Raw genomic sequence first — 17,730 nt, forward strand, 5'->3', positions numbered from 1 at the left:
TTTTTTCAGGGGTCAATTTAGATTTGGCACGAGGGGGCAACGCTCACTGGATTTTCCAGTATTTATCGAATAGCGGCAGACCGGTGAGCCGATTGAAAATATCGATACTTATTTTATTCTCTTCCTGCTGTATTTTCAGTGTCAGCATGTTGTCTATCAACTCCTCTTTCAGGTAAGCGGGTAATGTGGCGAAAGCTTCGTTAAAACGGTTGATAAAGCTTTTTACATCCGCATTGTCAGCAATGGTCTGTTTTACATCTTCGGCAGACAGAGATGAATAGGGAGTACCGTCATTGGCAAATAGCTGAGCCCGTAGCGTAGGGAAAGCTGCCCAATAGTTTGCCAAAGCATCAATTTCGGCATTGGGAATGCCTCCGAACATAGAGGCGTATATATCCCATGATTCTGCTTCGGCCGATGAATCCACATAACGGGGTATATTCAGGTTGTACCCGTTTTCGCGTATGGTTTTGCGAGACACCTTGCGGGAAAACTTAGGAATATCGCTGCGGTTGATAATTGCATCGGCTATCTTTTTGATATCGCAAGCACGCAGTTTATTATTTTTTCCTTCTTTTACAAAGCCTTTGGAGGCATCTATTATTAATACATCTTCATCGGCACGTTGTTGCCTCAGTACCATGATGATGGTAGGAATGCCTGTTCCGAAAAAGATATTGGAGGGTAGCCCTATGATGGCATCAATATTATTGTATTCTATTAGGTTCTTCCTGATCTTTTCTTCTTCTCCACCCCGGAACAACACTCCGTGAGGCAGTACGATAGTCATTATGCCATCCGGTTTAACATGGAACAGGTCGTGAAGAAGAAATGCGTAGTCTGCTTTGGCCTTTGGAGCCAGTCCGTACCGGGAATAACGGGCATCCGCTTCTTTGTTCGAAGGGTCCCAGTTTTGCGAATAGGGCGGATTGGACACTACTGCATCCACATATAGTGGGCTGTAGGTTCTTTCCTTGTCGGTTTCGTCAAAATATGGCCAATCATCTTCCAGTGTATCCCCGTTACGGGCTTTTATATTGTCGGGCAGAATATCGCGCATAACGAGATTCATACGGGTCAGGTTATAGGTATTCTCTTTGAGTTCCTGGGCGTAGTATAGTATATTGTCTTTATTGCTGATATGTTTGGCAACGGAGCGACCGATATTGATGAGTAATGATCCTGAGCCACTTGTCGGGTCATAAATTTCTATTTTGTCTCTATCTTTCAGATAATGGGCAACAATCTCCGACATTAAAACAGATACTTCGTGTGGAGTATAAAATTCTCCTGCCTTTTTCCCGGCATTTGCCGCAAAGTTGCTGATAAGATACTCATAGATAAATCCTAATACATCGTAATCCTGACTACCGTCTGTAGGGATATCTTTAATCAATTGGATAAGTTGGCTAATGGCTTTGGTTTGGGATCCGGCACTTTCACCCAATTTGCTCAGACCTGTTTGCAACGTATCGAAGATTTTTGCAAAGACGGGTTTGTGCGTTTCGTTTATTAAACGATTGAATGCCGAAATAGCATCGCGCACATCAGAAACATCGAAATCCCTACCTTTCTTCAACCAGGTAGAAAATAAATTGTTGTATGAAATAAAATAACCTAATTGCTGCTGACAGTAACGCACCGTTTCTTCATCGTCTTCCTTCAATTCGGGAAAATCTTCCTGCGTCCAATCACTTTTTCTTAACAGACTTTCTTCTTTATCGGATAGAAATTTATAGAAGATGAAACCAAGAATATAATCTTTATAATCATTGGCTTCTATCTTTGACCGCATTTTATTTGCCGAAGCCCATATCTTTGATGCAAGTTGTTGCTTATTCATATTTTATTGGTTACGCTTATTAATCCGCTCTCATTGCGTCAATATTCAATAGCTGGCTACTGTTCTGTTTCTTCATAACATTATACATCTATTGACATAAAGTGCAAATTTAACGAATGTTTATGGCATTTCTTCGATGAGGATGAGAATTATTTATTCAATCTGTACATACTGTTAAATACCCTAATGAATTCTAAGAAAAGGGAAACTTCCATAATCATATGAGTTAAATATCAGTTTCCTATGGGCAACCTGTAATAGGTGATTAGTAATAAAAGAAGTGGACTACAATACTTATAACACGTAAGATCTCTTTGACCTTATAATTAAAAATAGCCTCCATTTTGTTACTCAGCCTAATGTCATTTATAAATTTATGAATAAATAATATTACTGAGCTATCTCCCAATTCGGGATATTTTCAGTAAAAAACTTTTCTGAGAGAGTGTGTAATCGAAGAGTATACATCTCTTGAGGTTATAATCAAAGCTCTCCTCAAATAAAATATGGTTGTTACATTCTTTTTAACGGTTATAATAGTGTCTTTAACCCCGTTACCTAGTATTTCAATAACGATAGTTATCTTATTCATATTTGTCATGTTGTTATTCGCAAATATTTTATTTTTGTTAAAATATATGTATGGATATCAATCAATTGTTATTAAATTTGTTATTTCTGATTCTTAAGTTTAAGATATGTTACATGTTATAATTAAAGAATAATTTATATGGGATACACATTAAAACTTGACATCTATTATTTTACTTTGAAGAAAATAAAAGAAGAAACTACACGGAGGATTCGTGGCGAAGAAAGAGTAGCATATCTTACAGAAAAAGATGAATGTATACTTAAAGACTTCGTTAATACTTTATCTATTGAAGAAATAGATGAAGCAAATTATATGAAAGTTTTTTTAGAAGATTTTATAAACGGTTTTAATTCTTCATTCAAGCCAAATAAGAATAATACTCAAGCAATGAGTGTTACAACAGATCAGTTTAAAGGTTATGATTCTAACGACTATACGGTATGGGGGATATTCAAAGGTGGTGCTACAGGTATAGAATATGATATATATCAATCTAGTAATGCAACTATACCTACAAGTAAAGTTGCTGGAGATAGTGTAACGTCACTTTATTATTTTTACAAAATATGGATGCCAATTGATTCTAATGTAGGTATTTTAATGGTGCAGAGTTATACAAATACAGGCTGTACGACTTTATTTAAAGAACAACTTAGTAGCTATTTTATAGCTAAGGGTTACAAAGCTGAGTGGAGCAAATGTATTCCTGATGAATATATAGACAGATTCTTGAAAGATGGATACATTAGCGAAATACAAGTAGTTCATCGTAATAGAGATACAAACAGACCTTTAAACCCTGTTTTTAATCCATTTACACATGCAAAAAGGAGATCTATCTTCAGCCGATTTAAAATACCTTTTAAAGATTTTATATCAGTTGTAAACTATAAGAATGTATTAAAATCTCAAATAAAGGCAATTGATACAGATTATGATGAAACTCAAGACAAAGTAAAACTTTTCTATGTAGATTCAGAAGGTAAAAGAGCTAATGCAACATTAGCAAATATAGATAGTATATTGCCGACAATTACATTGGATGATTCGCTGAAAGAGGACAATTCTCAGTTGCCAAAATGGGATGATCTTCATCAATATACCAAAGGAATGTTGAATGATATTAAAAGGCAGATATCATATACACCTAAATTAAGATGACATTCATATTTAAACAAATATATAGGATAATTAAAGATGGAATAAAATCGCTACTGTACGATATTGACGGAAATAAAAGGTCAAAATTTCAAGTATATTTAGGATTTATTTTTGTCCCAATTGTAATATGCATAATTACGGTTTGGAAGGAAATAAGTTTGAAAGATATAATAGATACATTATTGACTGTATTAAGCATATTCACTGCATTAATATTTGGTGTATTATTTACAGTTCCTGATAAATTATCTCAACGGATAGAAAGATTTAAAAACAAGACTGATAATAGTACTAAAAATTATTTGATACGCTTTAGTAATTTTACGCGAAGTTTCGTGCAGCAAATTACGTTTATCATCATTATTTGTATTGCTTTGATTATTTTGCTTGTCCTTCAAAAAGTAGTTAATGATAATATCATAAAACTTACTTTGACAACTATAAGTTTGGTATTATTTTATGATTTGGTAATGTTTATTTTAGTAACCTTATCAAATATTTACATTCTTCTAATGGACGATATTGATATGAGTAAAAAAGATTTACCTAAATAATGGAAATACCACAAAGTTTATAGAAATATAATTTAAGGTATTGCCATATATAGTTACCATAATTTATAGCTATGTAGGATTTTAGTAATGAATGGATTGATAGCAATTGATAGCATTAATCCCTGTCATTTTTTATCTCATATTAATTTTTATCTCATATTTAATATTTTAATAAAATTTACTATAGTATTTATTATCTTTGTATTCTATCATTAATAGATATTATAGTATGTATTTGTTGTATAATTTTGATATTGATTCAGTAGAAGATATTCAGAAAGTTTTAGCACAAAATCTTCAAAATCGTCGCTTAGAAAAAGGGTTATCAAGAAATACCCTTTCTGAGATAAGTGGTATCCCTGCTGCTACGATTGCTAAATTTGAGCAGAAATATACGATTTCTTTAGCTTCGTATATAGCTTTAACCAAGGCTTTAGGTTATGCTAAAGATATCAAAGAGCTCTTGTCTCAACCTATCTACAATACGATGGAAGAGCTTGAACTTATAAACCAGAATAAACGGCGAAAAAGAGGACGGCGGAATGAAACAGGTAAATAAATTATCAGTTCAATACAGAGAGCAGAAGGTTGGTGAGTTAATGATGACTCCGGATAATCGGCTATGCGCATTTCAATATGATAAGAGTTGGCTATTATCCGGGTTTTCTATATCTCCTATAGAACTACCTTTAAAATCAGACTTGTTTATTGCCAAACCAGAACCATTCTGGGGTAATTTCGGCATATTTGAAGATAGTCTTCCAGATGGATACGGACGCTATTTACTGAATAGATTGCTGAAAAATCAAGGAATAGATGACAGTACACTTACCCCGCTTCAGCGGTTGAGTATTGTAGGGACATCCGGTATGGGAGCCTTATCCTATATACCTGAATCTTTAGTTGGAAAAGAAAAAACTTTACCTGAATTGGACTATTTGCAACAGCTGGCTCTTGATATCTTGTCAGAAAAGACGGATGATGGTGCAGATGTACTCTATTTTAATAGCGGGAACTCGGGAGGTTGTCGACCGAAATGTTTATACCGGGATGAAGAGGGAGCCTGGTTAGTGAAATTCCGGAATACATATGACCCCAAGAACATGGGGGAAATGGAATTCCGTTATAATGAAATAGCCCGTATGTGCGGTATTGAAGTATCAGACTTCAAACTTCTGCAAGGAAAATATTTTGCAAGCAAGCGGTTTGATCTGGAGAATGATAAACGTTTACATATTGCTACTGCAGGAGCTTTGCTCAACGAGTCTATTCACAATCCTAAATTAGACTATAAAATATTACTTCATTTAACCGGTTTTCTGACACAGAATCCGGAACAAGTAGATGAAATGTTCCGTCGGATGGTTTTTAATGTCCTTACGGATAATAAAGACGACCATGCTAAAAATTTCAGTTTTATCTGTCGTGCAGGGAAATGGTCTTTGTCACCCGCATACGACTTAACCCTAAGCCGGGAAGGGTATAATGGAGAGCATGCTACCTCTGTAAACAATAGTGGTTCTCCTATAATAGAGGATATGCTGATCGTTGGAGAGAGTATTCGCATCCCTCGTAAAAAAGGAATGGAAATCATTGATTTTATAGCAAATAAATGTGAGTCGATTTTATCCCAAAGATTTAGCCGTTCTTAAGCAGAAAATAACAAGAAAATCCACAATTTTTTGCTGTAAAAGAGCTTTATCTGTAGCCCTCAAAATACAGTTCCCTCCGAAAAAAAGGAGTGCTTTTCAAATTATTGTCTATAATCTGCTGAAAAACAATGTTCTAAAAGTTTTGTTTTGTTCACAGAAATATATATATTTGTAATTGTATGATGTTCAGTTAGTTTTGCGGAATCAGGCACTGCTAAATTCGGGGACAGTCAAAATTTCAGAATTTTAAAATATTCATTTATAGGGGGGATAGAGTAGGGGATACGTTCCCTCCAGCTCCACAAAGAGAATAAGTAAAATGAAGTAAAATCCTGAAATTCATTGAATTTCAGGATTTTTATTTTCTACAAAGTGGTAAAAAACGGCTCCCTTACATTTTGGGCGAAATATGTTTTTCTAATAAGAATTCCGTTCTCCGAACAGCAATATTTACTCGTATTTCTGGCTTCTTGTTACGGCAAACGGGAATGATTTATTTACGGTTTTCCGAAATTTCCGTCCAATAGGTAGCCATTCGCCGCTGAACATTTTGATAGTATTCCCTACGATAGACTCCACGTAATTAAGATTGATAACATATCCTCGGTGAATACGAATAAAATCGTTACTCATAATATAATTGTGTGTTTCGGACATGGAAATAGATACTAATTGCGAAAAAACAAATAGCTGATAGTCGGATATTTAAACTTGATAAAAGCATTCATTCCGTACACTATTATTGATTTTTTTTAACATGTCCGGGAGAAAATGTAAAACATAATGGCGGAAATCTATAAAATCTATATAAAATTTTAAAGATAACTTGCAATTGCAAATAGAATTCAATTATATAATGAAAATCAGACAGAAAACAGCATTGAGATCTATATTTTATCTTCTGATAATATGATAGTTGCGTGTATTTATGCAAAATATAAAATGTAACTATACAATATCCGGTTAATAATAGCCGCCTGTAGAAGATACAGTTTTTTTGTTAAAAAAAATAAAAACAGGAGATAATCCGTTAGAAACTATAATGACGAAATGATAATCGAAGCAGACGGGAAGACAAATAATGGAGGCGTATATAAGCTTTTGTAATATAACAACAAAGATTACAAATCCGGAAAACGGCGACAACGCCTGTAAGAAATTATATAAACAAAATGGATTAATAGGATAAATAATATCCAACCTTATTACAAACTTACATCCATACCCGATACAAAAGGTGTATGGAAGAATTGCTGCATTTTTTATAATTTTAAAAAAAATGATGTGACTAAAACAAATGCTTTACAGAAAATCGTAACAAACAAACGAATTATGAAACTGAAATTTAAAAGACTAATAACAACATTCGTCTTCCTTATCTGCTTGTCCGTGACCATTAATGCACAGGTAACCGTGGGTGCAGATAAAGAACCAATCAAGGGCGCACTGCTCGACCTGAAAAGTGATGATTCATCTACAAACGGCGGACCGACCACAGGACTCACCTCCGGTTCCGGAGGCGGGCTGCTGTTGCCGCGTGTCAATCTTGTAGATGCAAGCAAGCTACTGCCTTTCATTACAGATGCAGAAATTACTGCAAATCCCAATCTGAAAGAAAAACTGACCGGACTGCTGGTTTACAACCTTTCTACCACAAACGATTTCGACGAGGGGCAATATATCTGGGACGGAGCCACTTGGGTAAAGGTACAGGATTCCAATAGCCCAAAATGGTTCTACATGCCGTCGTTCAATCTAGATGTTTCGACAGTCGGCACCCAGAGCGTAAATCTTTATAACGAATATGTGAATCAATTCACCAAAAGTGACAGTAACGACATTCAGTTCGTGTCTTCCAATAGTGCACTCACTCAGGTACAGCCGAAGATTTATAGTAGTAGTGAGCTCGACTATATAGTTACGGCATATTCTCCTTCAGACGTATTGAAAATTACAGATATCGATGCGTCTGGGGAAATGACTTACGAGATACTTTCCACCAATATCCCGGAAAGTAGCTATATCAATGTCATTTTTGTGGTAAAATAGCGATTAGCAACGGTCGGTAGTCTACTGGTAAATCTTTGATTCTGCCATCTGCTTACTGCTTACCACTCTAAAATATTGAATTATGACAAATCAAAACAACAAAACTACATATACTGTTTTCAAAATTTCACTGCTTACCTTGCTGTGCACCGTATGTAGTTTCAGCTCCGTACTGCATGCTCAGGATGCGCTGACGGTAAAATGGGGCGACGGTACCATCTGGACGAACGTCGATTCCCTGCCTACGCCTCACCAGGCAGAGATGAACAATAAGTCGGGTAATGTGCAGATGCAGATCACGGCTGATTTTGCATTACCGGGCTCTGTGAAAACGCGCGAGATAATGGTCGATATTCCGCGCGGGTATATGATAAAGGAATACTCCGTCAAATCGGGCACCGACGCTATCGATGGTGTCACACAGCTCAGCCTTCCGGGTGACAGACAAAGCATGATAGCGAGTAGTTTACTGACTGCCAGAGACGGTACACCTTTCGCCGATCAGGTAATTACGGGATACACCACCTATAGAGATAGGAGTCCGTACAATACTAACACAAAAGAGGAGAATATCCGCCCTTACGATGGCAAGGTGGTTTATACATTCAACTCCAATTGCGACCGTATTGTCCTCACCCTTACCCTGGCCATCGATATGCCGCTCGTACCGCATACCGACCCGGCTCTGGCCACAGGCTCTATAGAAGTCTCTTATGATGCAACTCTGTTTACCAGCCATACCTTACCGGATATTACAGTGGATATGATAAGCGGTACATCTGAACTTTCCAACCATGTAAAAGCGCACATAAGCCAGCTTGTCATTCCCTATATTGCAACTACCAGCATTTCAGGCGCCAATAACGGGCACTCCGGAAAGGTAGAGGGCGTCGTTGATTCTACAGACCCTAACAAGGGAACTGCCGATTTCAATACAGGATGGACTTTTTCGAGTTACAACTCGGGCATGGGACTTGAGACACCCTATGTCGACGAAGTCGTTATCACTATTCCCTACAGAGAAGGGGTTACTTACAAGGGTTTTAATATCAGTCGGGTATGGCTATTGAACCCGGGTACTTCTACCGAGGGTTCGTTCAACAACGGGCATATTAAAGTAAGCAACAATACCGCCGCACACGAAATAACCTTTACTTTCAGCAAAGGTCAATGGGCACATGCCAGTACAGGTACAGCCCTGGAGATATTCTGGACGGCAGAAATAGACGGGGTAAACAACAAATGGGATGTACCCATCGATTTTACACCCCGTACATCCATTACTACCGGCTCACTGGTTGGCGACGGCACACAATATACCTATTCTATGGTGGTTGCAGATAGTGATACTAAGCTTAAAAATGCCGTAAACACATACCGTACACCTGTGCGTCCGCAAATCGACATTAGCCTGACCGGGCAGAATTTAGTCAGGCGCGACCTGAATGAGGATCAAGACTTTCCCTACGACTGGGCTGTAGGAAAGTTCAGTATAGCGAATAATGGGCCGACTGTAGCGGAAAACATGAAATATGAGTTTACTTTCCCAGCCTCGCCACAGGTACGGGGAGTAAAGATACCCTGCGGGGGAAGTAACACGACGGACTATAACGTAAGCGCTACAGGCCTTACCAGCGCTGGTAGGACTGTGAACTATACCGGAACCATGCAAGGATATGTATACGGTTCGGCAAGGATTACTCCTGTAATGCTGGGGCTGGCGGATAATGAATACCTGGTCAACCTGACTATTGTACAGGAAACATTACAGGTAGCCAACTTCACAAACAATCGTACCACCGGACAAACTGTATATTACGGAAAGTTTATAAACGGGCAAGAAGGGGATGTAACGCTGACGATAAGCTCCGACACCCCCGACGGTGTGATGAGTAATCTGCCACAGACCGCTACCAGCCATACCAGTATCGGCTGGACAACATCCGGGATGGGAACAATAGAGGTTTCCGCATCCCATGAGGGATATCCTTCGATGGAAACATATACCCTGCCGGCCGGCGATCAGAAAGGAGGATCTTTCTTTCCCGGCGATCCTATATATTTTGATGTCAACTCCAACACCGGCGATTCCTGGTCAAACAGCATGCACTCTAATGAGATCACAGACCCTACGTTCTATATAAATTTGCCTGAAGGGATAGGCCTCGACCCTGCCTCGTTGCAGGTACTTTCGGCGGCAGGCAGGAATGGCCCTGTTTTTGTTCCCGCATCGGTAACGGGAACACCGAAAACCCAAATTGTCGATGGCATACGATGGACAAGCTACCGCATACAGGTCAACAACAAGTACGATATTATAGCCCGCAATGCACAAAACGAAGATTATACAGGAACTTTATCCGACCGTTACGGAGGCCAGAATTACTTTACCTTGCGCTTTATGGCTTATGTCAGCCTCGCTTCGGCGGCCTATCCCTCCGTTTCTATGGCGGATATAGTAAATATCGATCTCGGTCGGTCTGCCCTTACCGCCAGCACAAGCGGGTTTACGGGACCCGACGTAAATAACTGGACAGGAAAAACCTCCTCCTACGGAATAGCGATAGCCGGGAATGTGAACAACATTAGCCCCGGAATACCGGTGGTGCAAGATCCGGGACTGAATGTATCGTTGGGTATACGTGTATTTATTGATAATAACGCTGATGGTAATAATGATAATACAGAGGACTTTTATTCCTACAATGGTACCGACGTTTCTATAGCAACCGTAACCGGCGACCACGATGCCGAAATCCGTATAGGGTATGAGAATACTTCCGCCGATGTTTATTATCCGGGGTCGGAAATCTATCTGCCCATACCAAAGATAGGCATCAATTATGATCATTTATTCTATAATACGGTGCTGCAGGATGCGCATTTATCGGAACCAGGCCTGGCCCCTCATGAGCCCGAATGGACGGCCATACTGGAGGAAGAAGTGGTGCTCCCCGGCTTCACCACCTACTACAGTATAGATACGGGAGCTATCACCGAATTCACCGAGGGAGGTATAGATGACAGCTGGGTTCCGGTAAAGCCGCAGTGGGATACATATACCAACTTGTTGGCTGCCGGACACACTCTGGAAGAGGTTACCATGTTGAAGTTCATCGCCTCGCAAGATATCGCCAAGGTGGGCGATTCCGGCAGCAAGGGAGAAACCACTTTCCGCATCTCGTTGGAGGATGGCTCCGTACTGGGCACCCTGAATTTCTGGCGCAGCTACCAGAAAGGCTGGCGTGAAGCAGATGGCTCAGGTACATGGCTTTACGGCTCGGTAATAGCAGCCGAGACAGCTATGGCCGGGGTATTAGGCAAATTTTTCTACGACGAGAACCGCAATGGGAAACTGGATGCAGGCGAAGACAATAGCACATTTTTATCTCAGTTTACAGGTTCCTATAAGACAATGCTTCTGGGTACGGGAATAATCGGCAGCCCCGAAATGGAAATAGTCGGCGACGGCACTTTCCGCAGTGTGGCCGGCAACTTGTACTACTTCCTGCGGGAGGGTAATTACACAGTTAGGATCACCAACAGCGACCCTTCAAAGTGGCATATCACTGATGTTACACCCGGCACCCGCTCCGAATTAGTGAACAATACGCCTGTTTGGGTCAATGATATCCCGCAGAGACAGATAGAACCCGATAATACACAGGCTGTCTTCACTTTCACGGTCGATGAAAACAGCATAAACCTGCAACTGGTCGGTATCGGTATCAAAGCCCCACCTAAAGTTATCCCTATAAACCCTCATATCAGGCTTCGGCTAGACAGATAAGGGGCAGGTATAACAAGCTGTTGAAAGGCTGCTAAGAGAAGTGAAGACTCTGGTACTGAAGGTATAAATTCCGTCTTGTTATAGTAAACCAAGTAAGTAAGATAGTATTTCATCGTATACTCCCTATGACCCCAGTGGTATAGGGAGTATATATTTTACTGCCAAAAGAATAATAAAGTGAATGCGAATTGGTAATTGAAAACTTTATCTATGTAGTAAGCTATTAGCCGTTAGCTCTTTGAAAGAATGGTATAGTAAATTTGTGAATAAGCGGATGAGCAGATTAGCAAATGAATGAAATGTTCGCATTGTAAAAGACAGTTTTCTGTGAAAACGGGTACAATGTAAGGGAAAATTAAAAATTACTTCTGTACCAAATGCCAAGCGTAAGACATTAGAGCCAATCATACAAAAAGTTGTAAAAAATGGAACCCATATAATGACAGATGAATGGGCGGCTTACCTATTATTGTATAAGAACTATACCCGCGAATTTCTCCAGGTACATATTCTTTATGCAATTATATAAGGCTGTATATTATATAGAGAATTTTCTTCCCGATCACCATAGATCTTAAACTGATGCTTATCAGTTTCACTAATTTAAGATGCAAAATATATATTGTTTCTGTAAATTAGATCTTTACGGGAGCTTTTTCTTCTTGACAGTCAGTAAACAAGAGGAGGGGAATACATTGAGTATTCCCCTGTGGCCTAGTGAAGTTGCCTTGATCAAATTTGGGTATATTTATTCAGCAGTAGCTTCTACATATTCTTTACCTTCATCGTCCAGTATCACAACTTTGATACTTTGGTCTGCCTTTGAAGATAGAGTTACTCTTGTAAGTTTCTTGTCAGCATTGTATCCGAGGGCTGAAACATCATACGATTCGGTATACCCTTTTATCGCTGCCTGAACTTTCTCGTTTAAATCTTCCAATTTTACTTCTACATATCCGTCATCGTTTGTCTGGCTAATCGCAACTGTTGCGTTATTTTCACTTGACGAACTTTGTACATTTGCAAAAGCTGATGTTCCAAAAACTATCGCAATGGCCAACATCATTAATTTCATTTTTTTCATCTCTTTAATTTTTTAATTATTATTATGAGCATCAAAATGTGTAAACTTCAGTTACGTTATTAAATAAACAATAGTTATGCCAAAAAGATATGTACTTGATTTGTGTATTGTAACTGGTTGATTATTATTGTTTTGGTTTTATGGAGCTCTACTTTGGTTAAATGGTGATAATGTGGAACTGTGGAAAAAATACACACATAGAACTGTGGAAAACCAAATAGAATAGTTATTTGTTCGTTTTATATATAGTACACATAGAAAAATAAGAAGATGCTGGAAACTCCCGAAAAGAATATAAGATTTAAAGCCGTATTAATATATGTAATTGTTGCTGTTATTTGCAGTGGAATGCTTATCTATATCTACAAAATGGGAGATGATATTGATGACCAAAAAAGGAATATTGAACAATACTATCGAGAACTCTCCTTTTTGAATAAATTGATTAATGCGGTAAACGTATCCCAGTCGGAACTAAATCTCTATGTATCTACAAAGCAAACAAAGCATTTCCGCCTTTTCAATGAAAGCCTGAATACAGTGGAACAATTGATGGATTCCCTAAGCTATGTGAATCCTCTGCAAAACGAGAAACTACAACAAATTAATTGGCTTTTGATTAAAAAGGGTAAGATCGTATCAAATCTGAATCGCCAGTTTAGCAATAAGAATCCTATAGAATCGATTAATGAAATTCTAAAAGACATGGACCCGGTCGTTAAAAGAGACACCGTCTTAGTCACCACAACAGTACAGGATACTATAATCCATTCAGGTTCTAAAAAGGGGTTTTGGAAAAAATTGTCGGAATTGTTTTCTCCGTCTAAAGGTACGGATACAGTAACGGCAATTACTACGTCTAAGCTGGATACATTAACCTTGCCCAAAAGCGATACCCTGCATATCGTATCTGAAGTTACGGAGATCGCAGAGCAGGCCAAAGATGACTATGTAAATAGGATCATTACCATCGAAAGGAATTTAAACAATCTTATTGTAGCAGATCAGGAAATATCTTCTGAAATCACAACGTTACTAATTGAATTATATAGTCAGACTGTCCAAACCCGGTTAGATGAGATACAAAATACAGAACAATTGATCCGCAATAATAATACCTATTCTATTATTAGCAGTGCTGTCGCCCTTATTTTGATCTTCATCTTTATATTGCTTATAATAAGTGATGTAAACAAAAGTTACAGGCTGCGCCAGAATGTAGAAAGGGCGAATGTAAGGATCAAGCAAATAATGGATAGTCGTCATAGATTACTGCTGTCTGTTTCACATGATATTAAAACACCTCTTAATTCTATTCTCGGAACTTTGGAACTGAAAGAAACGGCAAAGCAATTCCTGCCTTATCAAGTCCGGACGATGAAAGATTCTGGAAAATATATCTTAGCCCTTTTAGCTAACTTACTCGAATTTTCGAGTATCGAACAAGGCACATCCAGTATATCCAATCGTAACTTCAATTTATATGACCTATGTAAAGAGACTGTGGACATGTTCGTTCCTCTTGCTAATCAGAAAAGCCTCACGATATCTCATTTGTTCGATTTTGATAAGAATCTGGTATTGTCATCGGATTCTCTGAAGATTAAGCAAATACTTATAAATATCCTGTCTAATTCGATTAAATATACGATAGAAGGCTCCATCAGGTTCGATGTAAAATATTCTGATTCCAGGCTATATTGTATGATAGAAGATACAGGCGTAGGAATTCCTCAAAACCGGATCGATGATATATTCCGGCCATTTAGCCGGATAGATGAAAGCTCTCATCTGTCGGAAGGTTCAGGTTTTGGGATGTATGTTGTTAAAGGTCTGGTCGATTTATTTCAGGGGAACATAAAGGTCGCTTCGGCAGAAGGAAAAGGAACCAGAACCGAAGTATCCATCCCTGTAAGTAAGGGTATTGTGACTGAAGCTTTCATCCCTAAAAAAATATTAGCGATAGACGATGATATATATTATCTGGCAATTATCCGCGATATGTTGTTGGCTTTAGGCCATATCCCTTCCACATGCAATAATATCAGTGAGTTCGAAAACATGATATTGGGAATAGACCAATATGATGAGATACTGACTGATATGGAAATGGAGGAATTTAGTGGCCTTGATGTTTTAAGCCGGATGAAATACAATAGGGCAGATATACCGGTTACGATAATCACGGCACGGGAAGATATTAACTATGATGATTTCCTCAAACTTGGGTTTAAAGCCTATCTGAAAAAGCCTGTAGAAATTAGTGATCTGAAGCTGTTGCTGGGAGGAAAGTCTACGTATTTCGGTTCGCTCGGCGAAATCCTGGAGGAAGATCCCGAAGCATTACGTGAGGTTCTGCTTTCATTCGTACAATCTACAACAGAGAATGTCGCCGGCCTTCGCTCTGCATTGCTCGATAGTGATTTCAAAAGGGTCCAGTTTATTACTCATAAGATGCAGCCGATGTTTATACAGGTTGGTGCGGCCGGAAAGCTGGATATATTTAAGAAGATAGATTCCCGGCGGTCCGGAGAGGATCAGGTATATCCCGGATGGGAAGATGATATACTCGAACTGATTGAGTATGCAGAACAGATAACAGCCCGGACGGACGACTATTTAAGATCTCACTAAATTAAATATCCATGCCATATTGATGCATCTTGTTGTAAAGGGTCTTCCTGTCTATATTGAGCAGGTTTGCGGCCTTGGTCTTGTTCCCTTTTGTTATTTTCAGAGCTTTAAGGATTTGTTCACGTTCATCTATGGGGGATAAAGAGATTTGTTCAGTCTGTGCCGGACTTTGAATAAATTCAGGCAAAAGATCAGGTGTAATCTCTGTCCCTTTTGCAAAAAGTACAGTCCTCCGTATCACATTTCTCAGTTCGCGTAAATTTCCGGGCCAGTGATATTGTTTCAATATATGCATGCTATCGTCCGAGAACTTTTCCACATTCCGTTCCAGTTCTTTATTCGCATCTGCCAAAAAGCTGTTTGCAAAAAGTACAATGTCTTCTTCCCGCTCGCGTAAAGGGGGGACTATCAGGGTAAATTCGTTTAGCCTGTGATATAAATCTTCCCGGAAACGTCCTTCTGATATCGCAGTTTCCAGGTTCTCATTCGTTGCAACGATCATTCTTACATTTACTTTTATGTCCGTGGCCGAGCCTACCGGACGTACCTTCCGTTCCTGTATGGCCCTTAATAACTGGACTTGTACCTCATATGACAGGTTTCCCACCTCGTCCAGAAAAACAGTGCCGCCTTCGGCCTGTTCAAATACACCTTTCTTATCAGCAATGGCAGAAGTAAAAGCCCCCTTCAGATGCCCGAACAATTCGCTCGGGGCTAACTCTCTGGATAAGCTACCGCAGTCCACGGCTATAAACGGAGCATGGTGCCTGTCGCTGCTGTCATGTATCATTCTTGCTGTGTATTCTTTTCCGGTTCCGCTTTCGCCCCTTATAAGCACGGATAGATGTGTCGGCGCAACCAGTTCGATATGCTCATACATTTTTTTAGATAAAGTGTTTTTGCCATATACGATATTTACGGTAGAGGCATTTTCTTTAGGGGCCTGGACCGGAATATGATTTAGGGCTTCATTTATCTTGGATTTCAGTATATCTGGATTTATGGGTTTCTCCATATAGTCGAATGCTCCTAACTTAATGGCGGCAACGGCGCTTTGGACCTCTCCATAGCTGGTCATTATAATAACCGGAGTACTTATTCCCTTCTCCTTGATCCATGTCAATAACATAATACCATCCCCATCGGGAAGCCTTAGGTCTGTCATGATCAATTTGAAATCTGTCTTTAGCAGATCCTTTCTGGCCTCATCTAAAGTAGACCTGACCAATGCTTCGAATCCGTTTTTACTAAACCATTTCTTTAGAAGTATTCCGAATGCACTATCGTCTTCAACAATTAAAACCTTTGAGTCCATATGATATTATATGATATAAAGCGAAGTTAATTCAAAATTATTCGTTTTCTCCCTTAGTGGAAAAGGTTTTATTTTAAATTAAGTAGTATTAAATATTTATCGACGCATTACAGGCTATAATGACGAATATTTATTGTTTCCTCCGCTTTTGCCCTAAACAGTCAACAGTTAACAACTCATAACTAAAAAAAGGTAACAGTCTTTTTTAGTCTTTGTGTCCTTTGTGCCCCCTTCGTGTACTTAGTGGTTAAAACTCTTTACCGCAAGGGACACAAAGGTTTACACAAAGAACACTATATAAAAGGTAACAAAAGTAACAGATATATCAGTTAACAGTAAACAGTCATCAGTAAACAGTATCGTGGTCTGTCATGCTGAGGGAAACGAAGCATCCCGTCAGAGAGTAGTTAACAACCTGTCTCTCGTATCTTTCTCCAAAAAGGTAACAGATATGTCAGTTAACAGTAAACAGTAAGCAGTAAACAGTGAACTAACTTGTAACTCGTAACTGCCCGCAGGGCGAAGAAATAACATTCGCCGAAGCGAAGGCGAGGCAAACTCGTAACTGCTTTAATCAATCTTTCAAAGAGCTCCGGCTATCAGCCAATATATAGATAAAGTTCCGGTAAAATATTTCACAGGATATGCAAAAAAATCTGCGGAGCATTCCGGCCCACAGATTTCAGCTTCACTCTGATACAATAAATAATGAATGCTGATGACACTCATAGCAGGTTGTATCTTTATGAGAACACCTCAACTACTGATTCGCATTAATTATTGGAATTAAAATTGGCAGGGTTAATGTTTATTTTAGTGTTTTAACCCAATTTTAACCCATTAATTAACCCTGTGATTCCAATATTTGAGCAAAAAAAGACAAGTGTCAAAAAAGAATTATAATTAATCTAAACGTGATATATACCTTAAATCTTCTTATTTATATATAATGTGTAAAATCTCACAAAATAGATCAATAAAAAAATCCATTTTTTCTTTTGAAAATTTGGCGGTTAGCTGTATTTTACTAGAGAGAGAGAGAGAGAGAGAGAG

General features: G+C 38.7%; 11 protein-coding genes and 1 pseudogene. 8 read left to right on the forward strand and 4 right to left on the reverse strand.

Features of this window, described 5'->3' with window-relative positions; all coding sequences use genetic code 11:
* Positions 1-43 precede the first annotated feature (43 nt).
* On the reverse strand, positions 44-1,843 hold the full coding sequence (locus ACFO6W_RS04645) for a type I restriction-modification system subunit M (RefSeq protein ID WP_379994202.1): 1,800 nt from the start codon (positions 1,841-1,843) through the stop codon (positions 44-46).
* Positions 1,844-2,573: 730 nt separating this feature from the next.
* Here ACFO6W_RS04645 and ACFO6W_RS04650 point away from each other — a divergent pair.
* From ACFO6W_RS04650 to ACFO6W_RS04665, 4 genes are all read left to right on the forward strand, one after another.
* Positions 2,574-3,599, forward strand: coding sequence for a hypothetical protein (locus ACFO6W_RS04650; RefSeq protein WP_379994203.1), 1,026 nt, complete (start codon positions 2,574-2,576; stop codon positions 3,597-3,599).
* Positions 3,596-4,153: a hypothetical protein gene (locus ACFO6W_RS04655; protein WP_379994204.1), complete on the forward strand. Its 558-nt coding sequence runs from the start codon at positions 3,596-3,598 to the stop codon at positions 4,151-4,153. The genes ACFO6W_RS04650 and ACFO6W_RS04655 overlap by 4 nt, the downstream gene beginning before the upstream one ends.
* A 229-nt stretch (positions 4,154-4,382) precedes the next feature.
* A complete protein-coding gene (locus tag ACFO6W_RS04660) occupies positions 4,383-4,712 on the forward strand; it encodes a helix-turn-helix domain-containing protein (protein ID WP_379994205.1) in 330 nt (109 codons plus the stop codon).
* Positions 4,696-5,805: a type II toxin-antitoxin system HipA family toxin gene (locus ACFO6W_RS04665; protein WP_379994207.1), complete on the forward strand. Its 1,110-nt coding sequence runs from the start codon at positions 4,696-4,698 to the stop codon at positions 5,803-5,805. Before ACFO6W_RS04660 ends, ACFO6W_RS04665 begins: the two co-directional genes overlap by 17 nt.
* Positions 5,806-6,255: 450 nt before the next feature.
* Here ACFO6W_RS04665 and ACFO6W_RS04670 read toward each other — a convergent pair whose 3' ends face one another.
* On the reverse strand, positions 6,256-6,462 hold the full coding sequence (locus ACFO6W_RS04670) for a LytTR family transcriptional regulator DNA-binding domain-containing protein (protein ID WP_379994208.1): 207 nt from the start codon (positions 6,460-6,462) through the stop codon (positions 6,256-6,258).
* A 675-nt stretch (positions 6,463-7,137) separates the two neighbouring features.
* On the opposite strand from ACFO6W_RS04670, the gene ACFO6W_RS04675 reads away from it, so the two are divergent.
* The 3 genes and pseudogenes from ACFO6W_RS04675 to ACFO6W_RS04685 form a co-directional block, all read left to right on the forward strand.
* A complete protein-coding gene (locus ACFO6W_RS04675) occupies positions 7,138-7,854 on the forward strand; it encodes a hypothetical protein (protein WP_379994209.1) in 717 nt (238 codons plus the stop codon).
* Between the two features lie 82 nt (positions 7,855-7,936).
* Positions 7,937-11,644, forward strand: a complete 3,708-nt coding sequence (locus ACFO6W_RS04680) for a hypothetical protein (protein ID WP_379994210.1) — start codon at positions 7,937-7,939, stop codon at positions 11,642-11,644.
* Positions 11,645-11,981: 337 nt separating this feature from the next.
* Positions 11,982-12,137 (forward strand): annotated as a pseudogene (locus ACFO6W_RS04685) (transposase); the annotation flags it as partial.
* 255 nt (positions 12,138-12,392) lie between these two features.
* Here the strand turns inward: ACFO6W_RS04685 and ACFO6W_RS04690 are convergent.
* Entirely contained in the window at positions 12,393-12,728 is a 336-nt protein-coding gene (locus tag ACFO6W_RS04690; protein ID WP_379994211.1) for a hypothetical protein, read from the reverse strand.
* A gap of 270 nt (positions 12,729-12,998) precedes the next feature.
* Here ACFO6W_RS04690 and ACFO6W_RS04695 point away from each other — a divergent pair, with 270 nt between their 5' ends.
* Positions 12,999-15,362 (forward strand): hybrid sensor histidine kinase/response regulator, encoded by a 2,364-nt coding sequence (locus ACFO6W_RS04695; RefSeq protein WP_379994212.1) that lies wholly within the window; start codon positions 12,999-13,001, stop codon positions 15,360-15,362.
* Position 15,363: 1 nt separating this feature from the next.
* On the opposite strand, the gene ACFO6W_RS04700 is transcribed toward ACFO6W_RS04695, so the two are convergent.
* Complete coding sequence (locus ACFO6W_RS04700) at positions 15,364-16,677, reverse strand: sigma-54-dependent transcriptional regulator (protein WP_379994213.1); 1,314 nt, start codon at positions 16,675-16,677, stop codon at positions 15,364-15,366.
* Positions 16,678-17,730: the final 1,053 nt, after the last annotated feature.

This window comes from Dysgonomonas termitidis (assembly GCF_042654545.1).
GTDB classification, from domain to species: domain Bacteria; phylum Bacteroidota; class Bacteroidia; order Bacteroidales; family Dysgonomonadaceae; genus Dysgonomonas; species Dysgonomonas termitidis.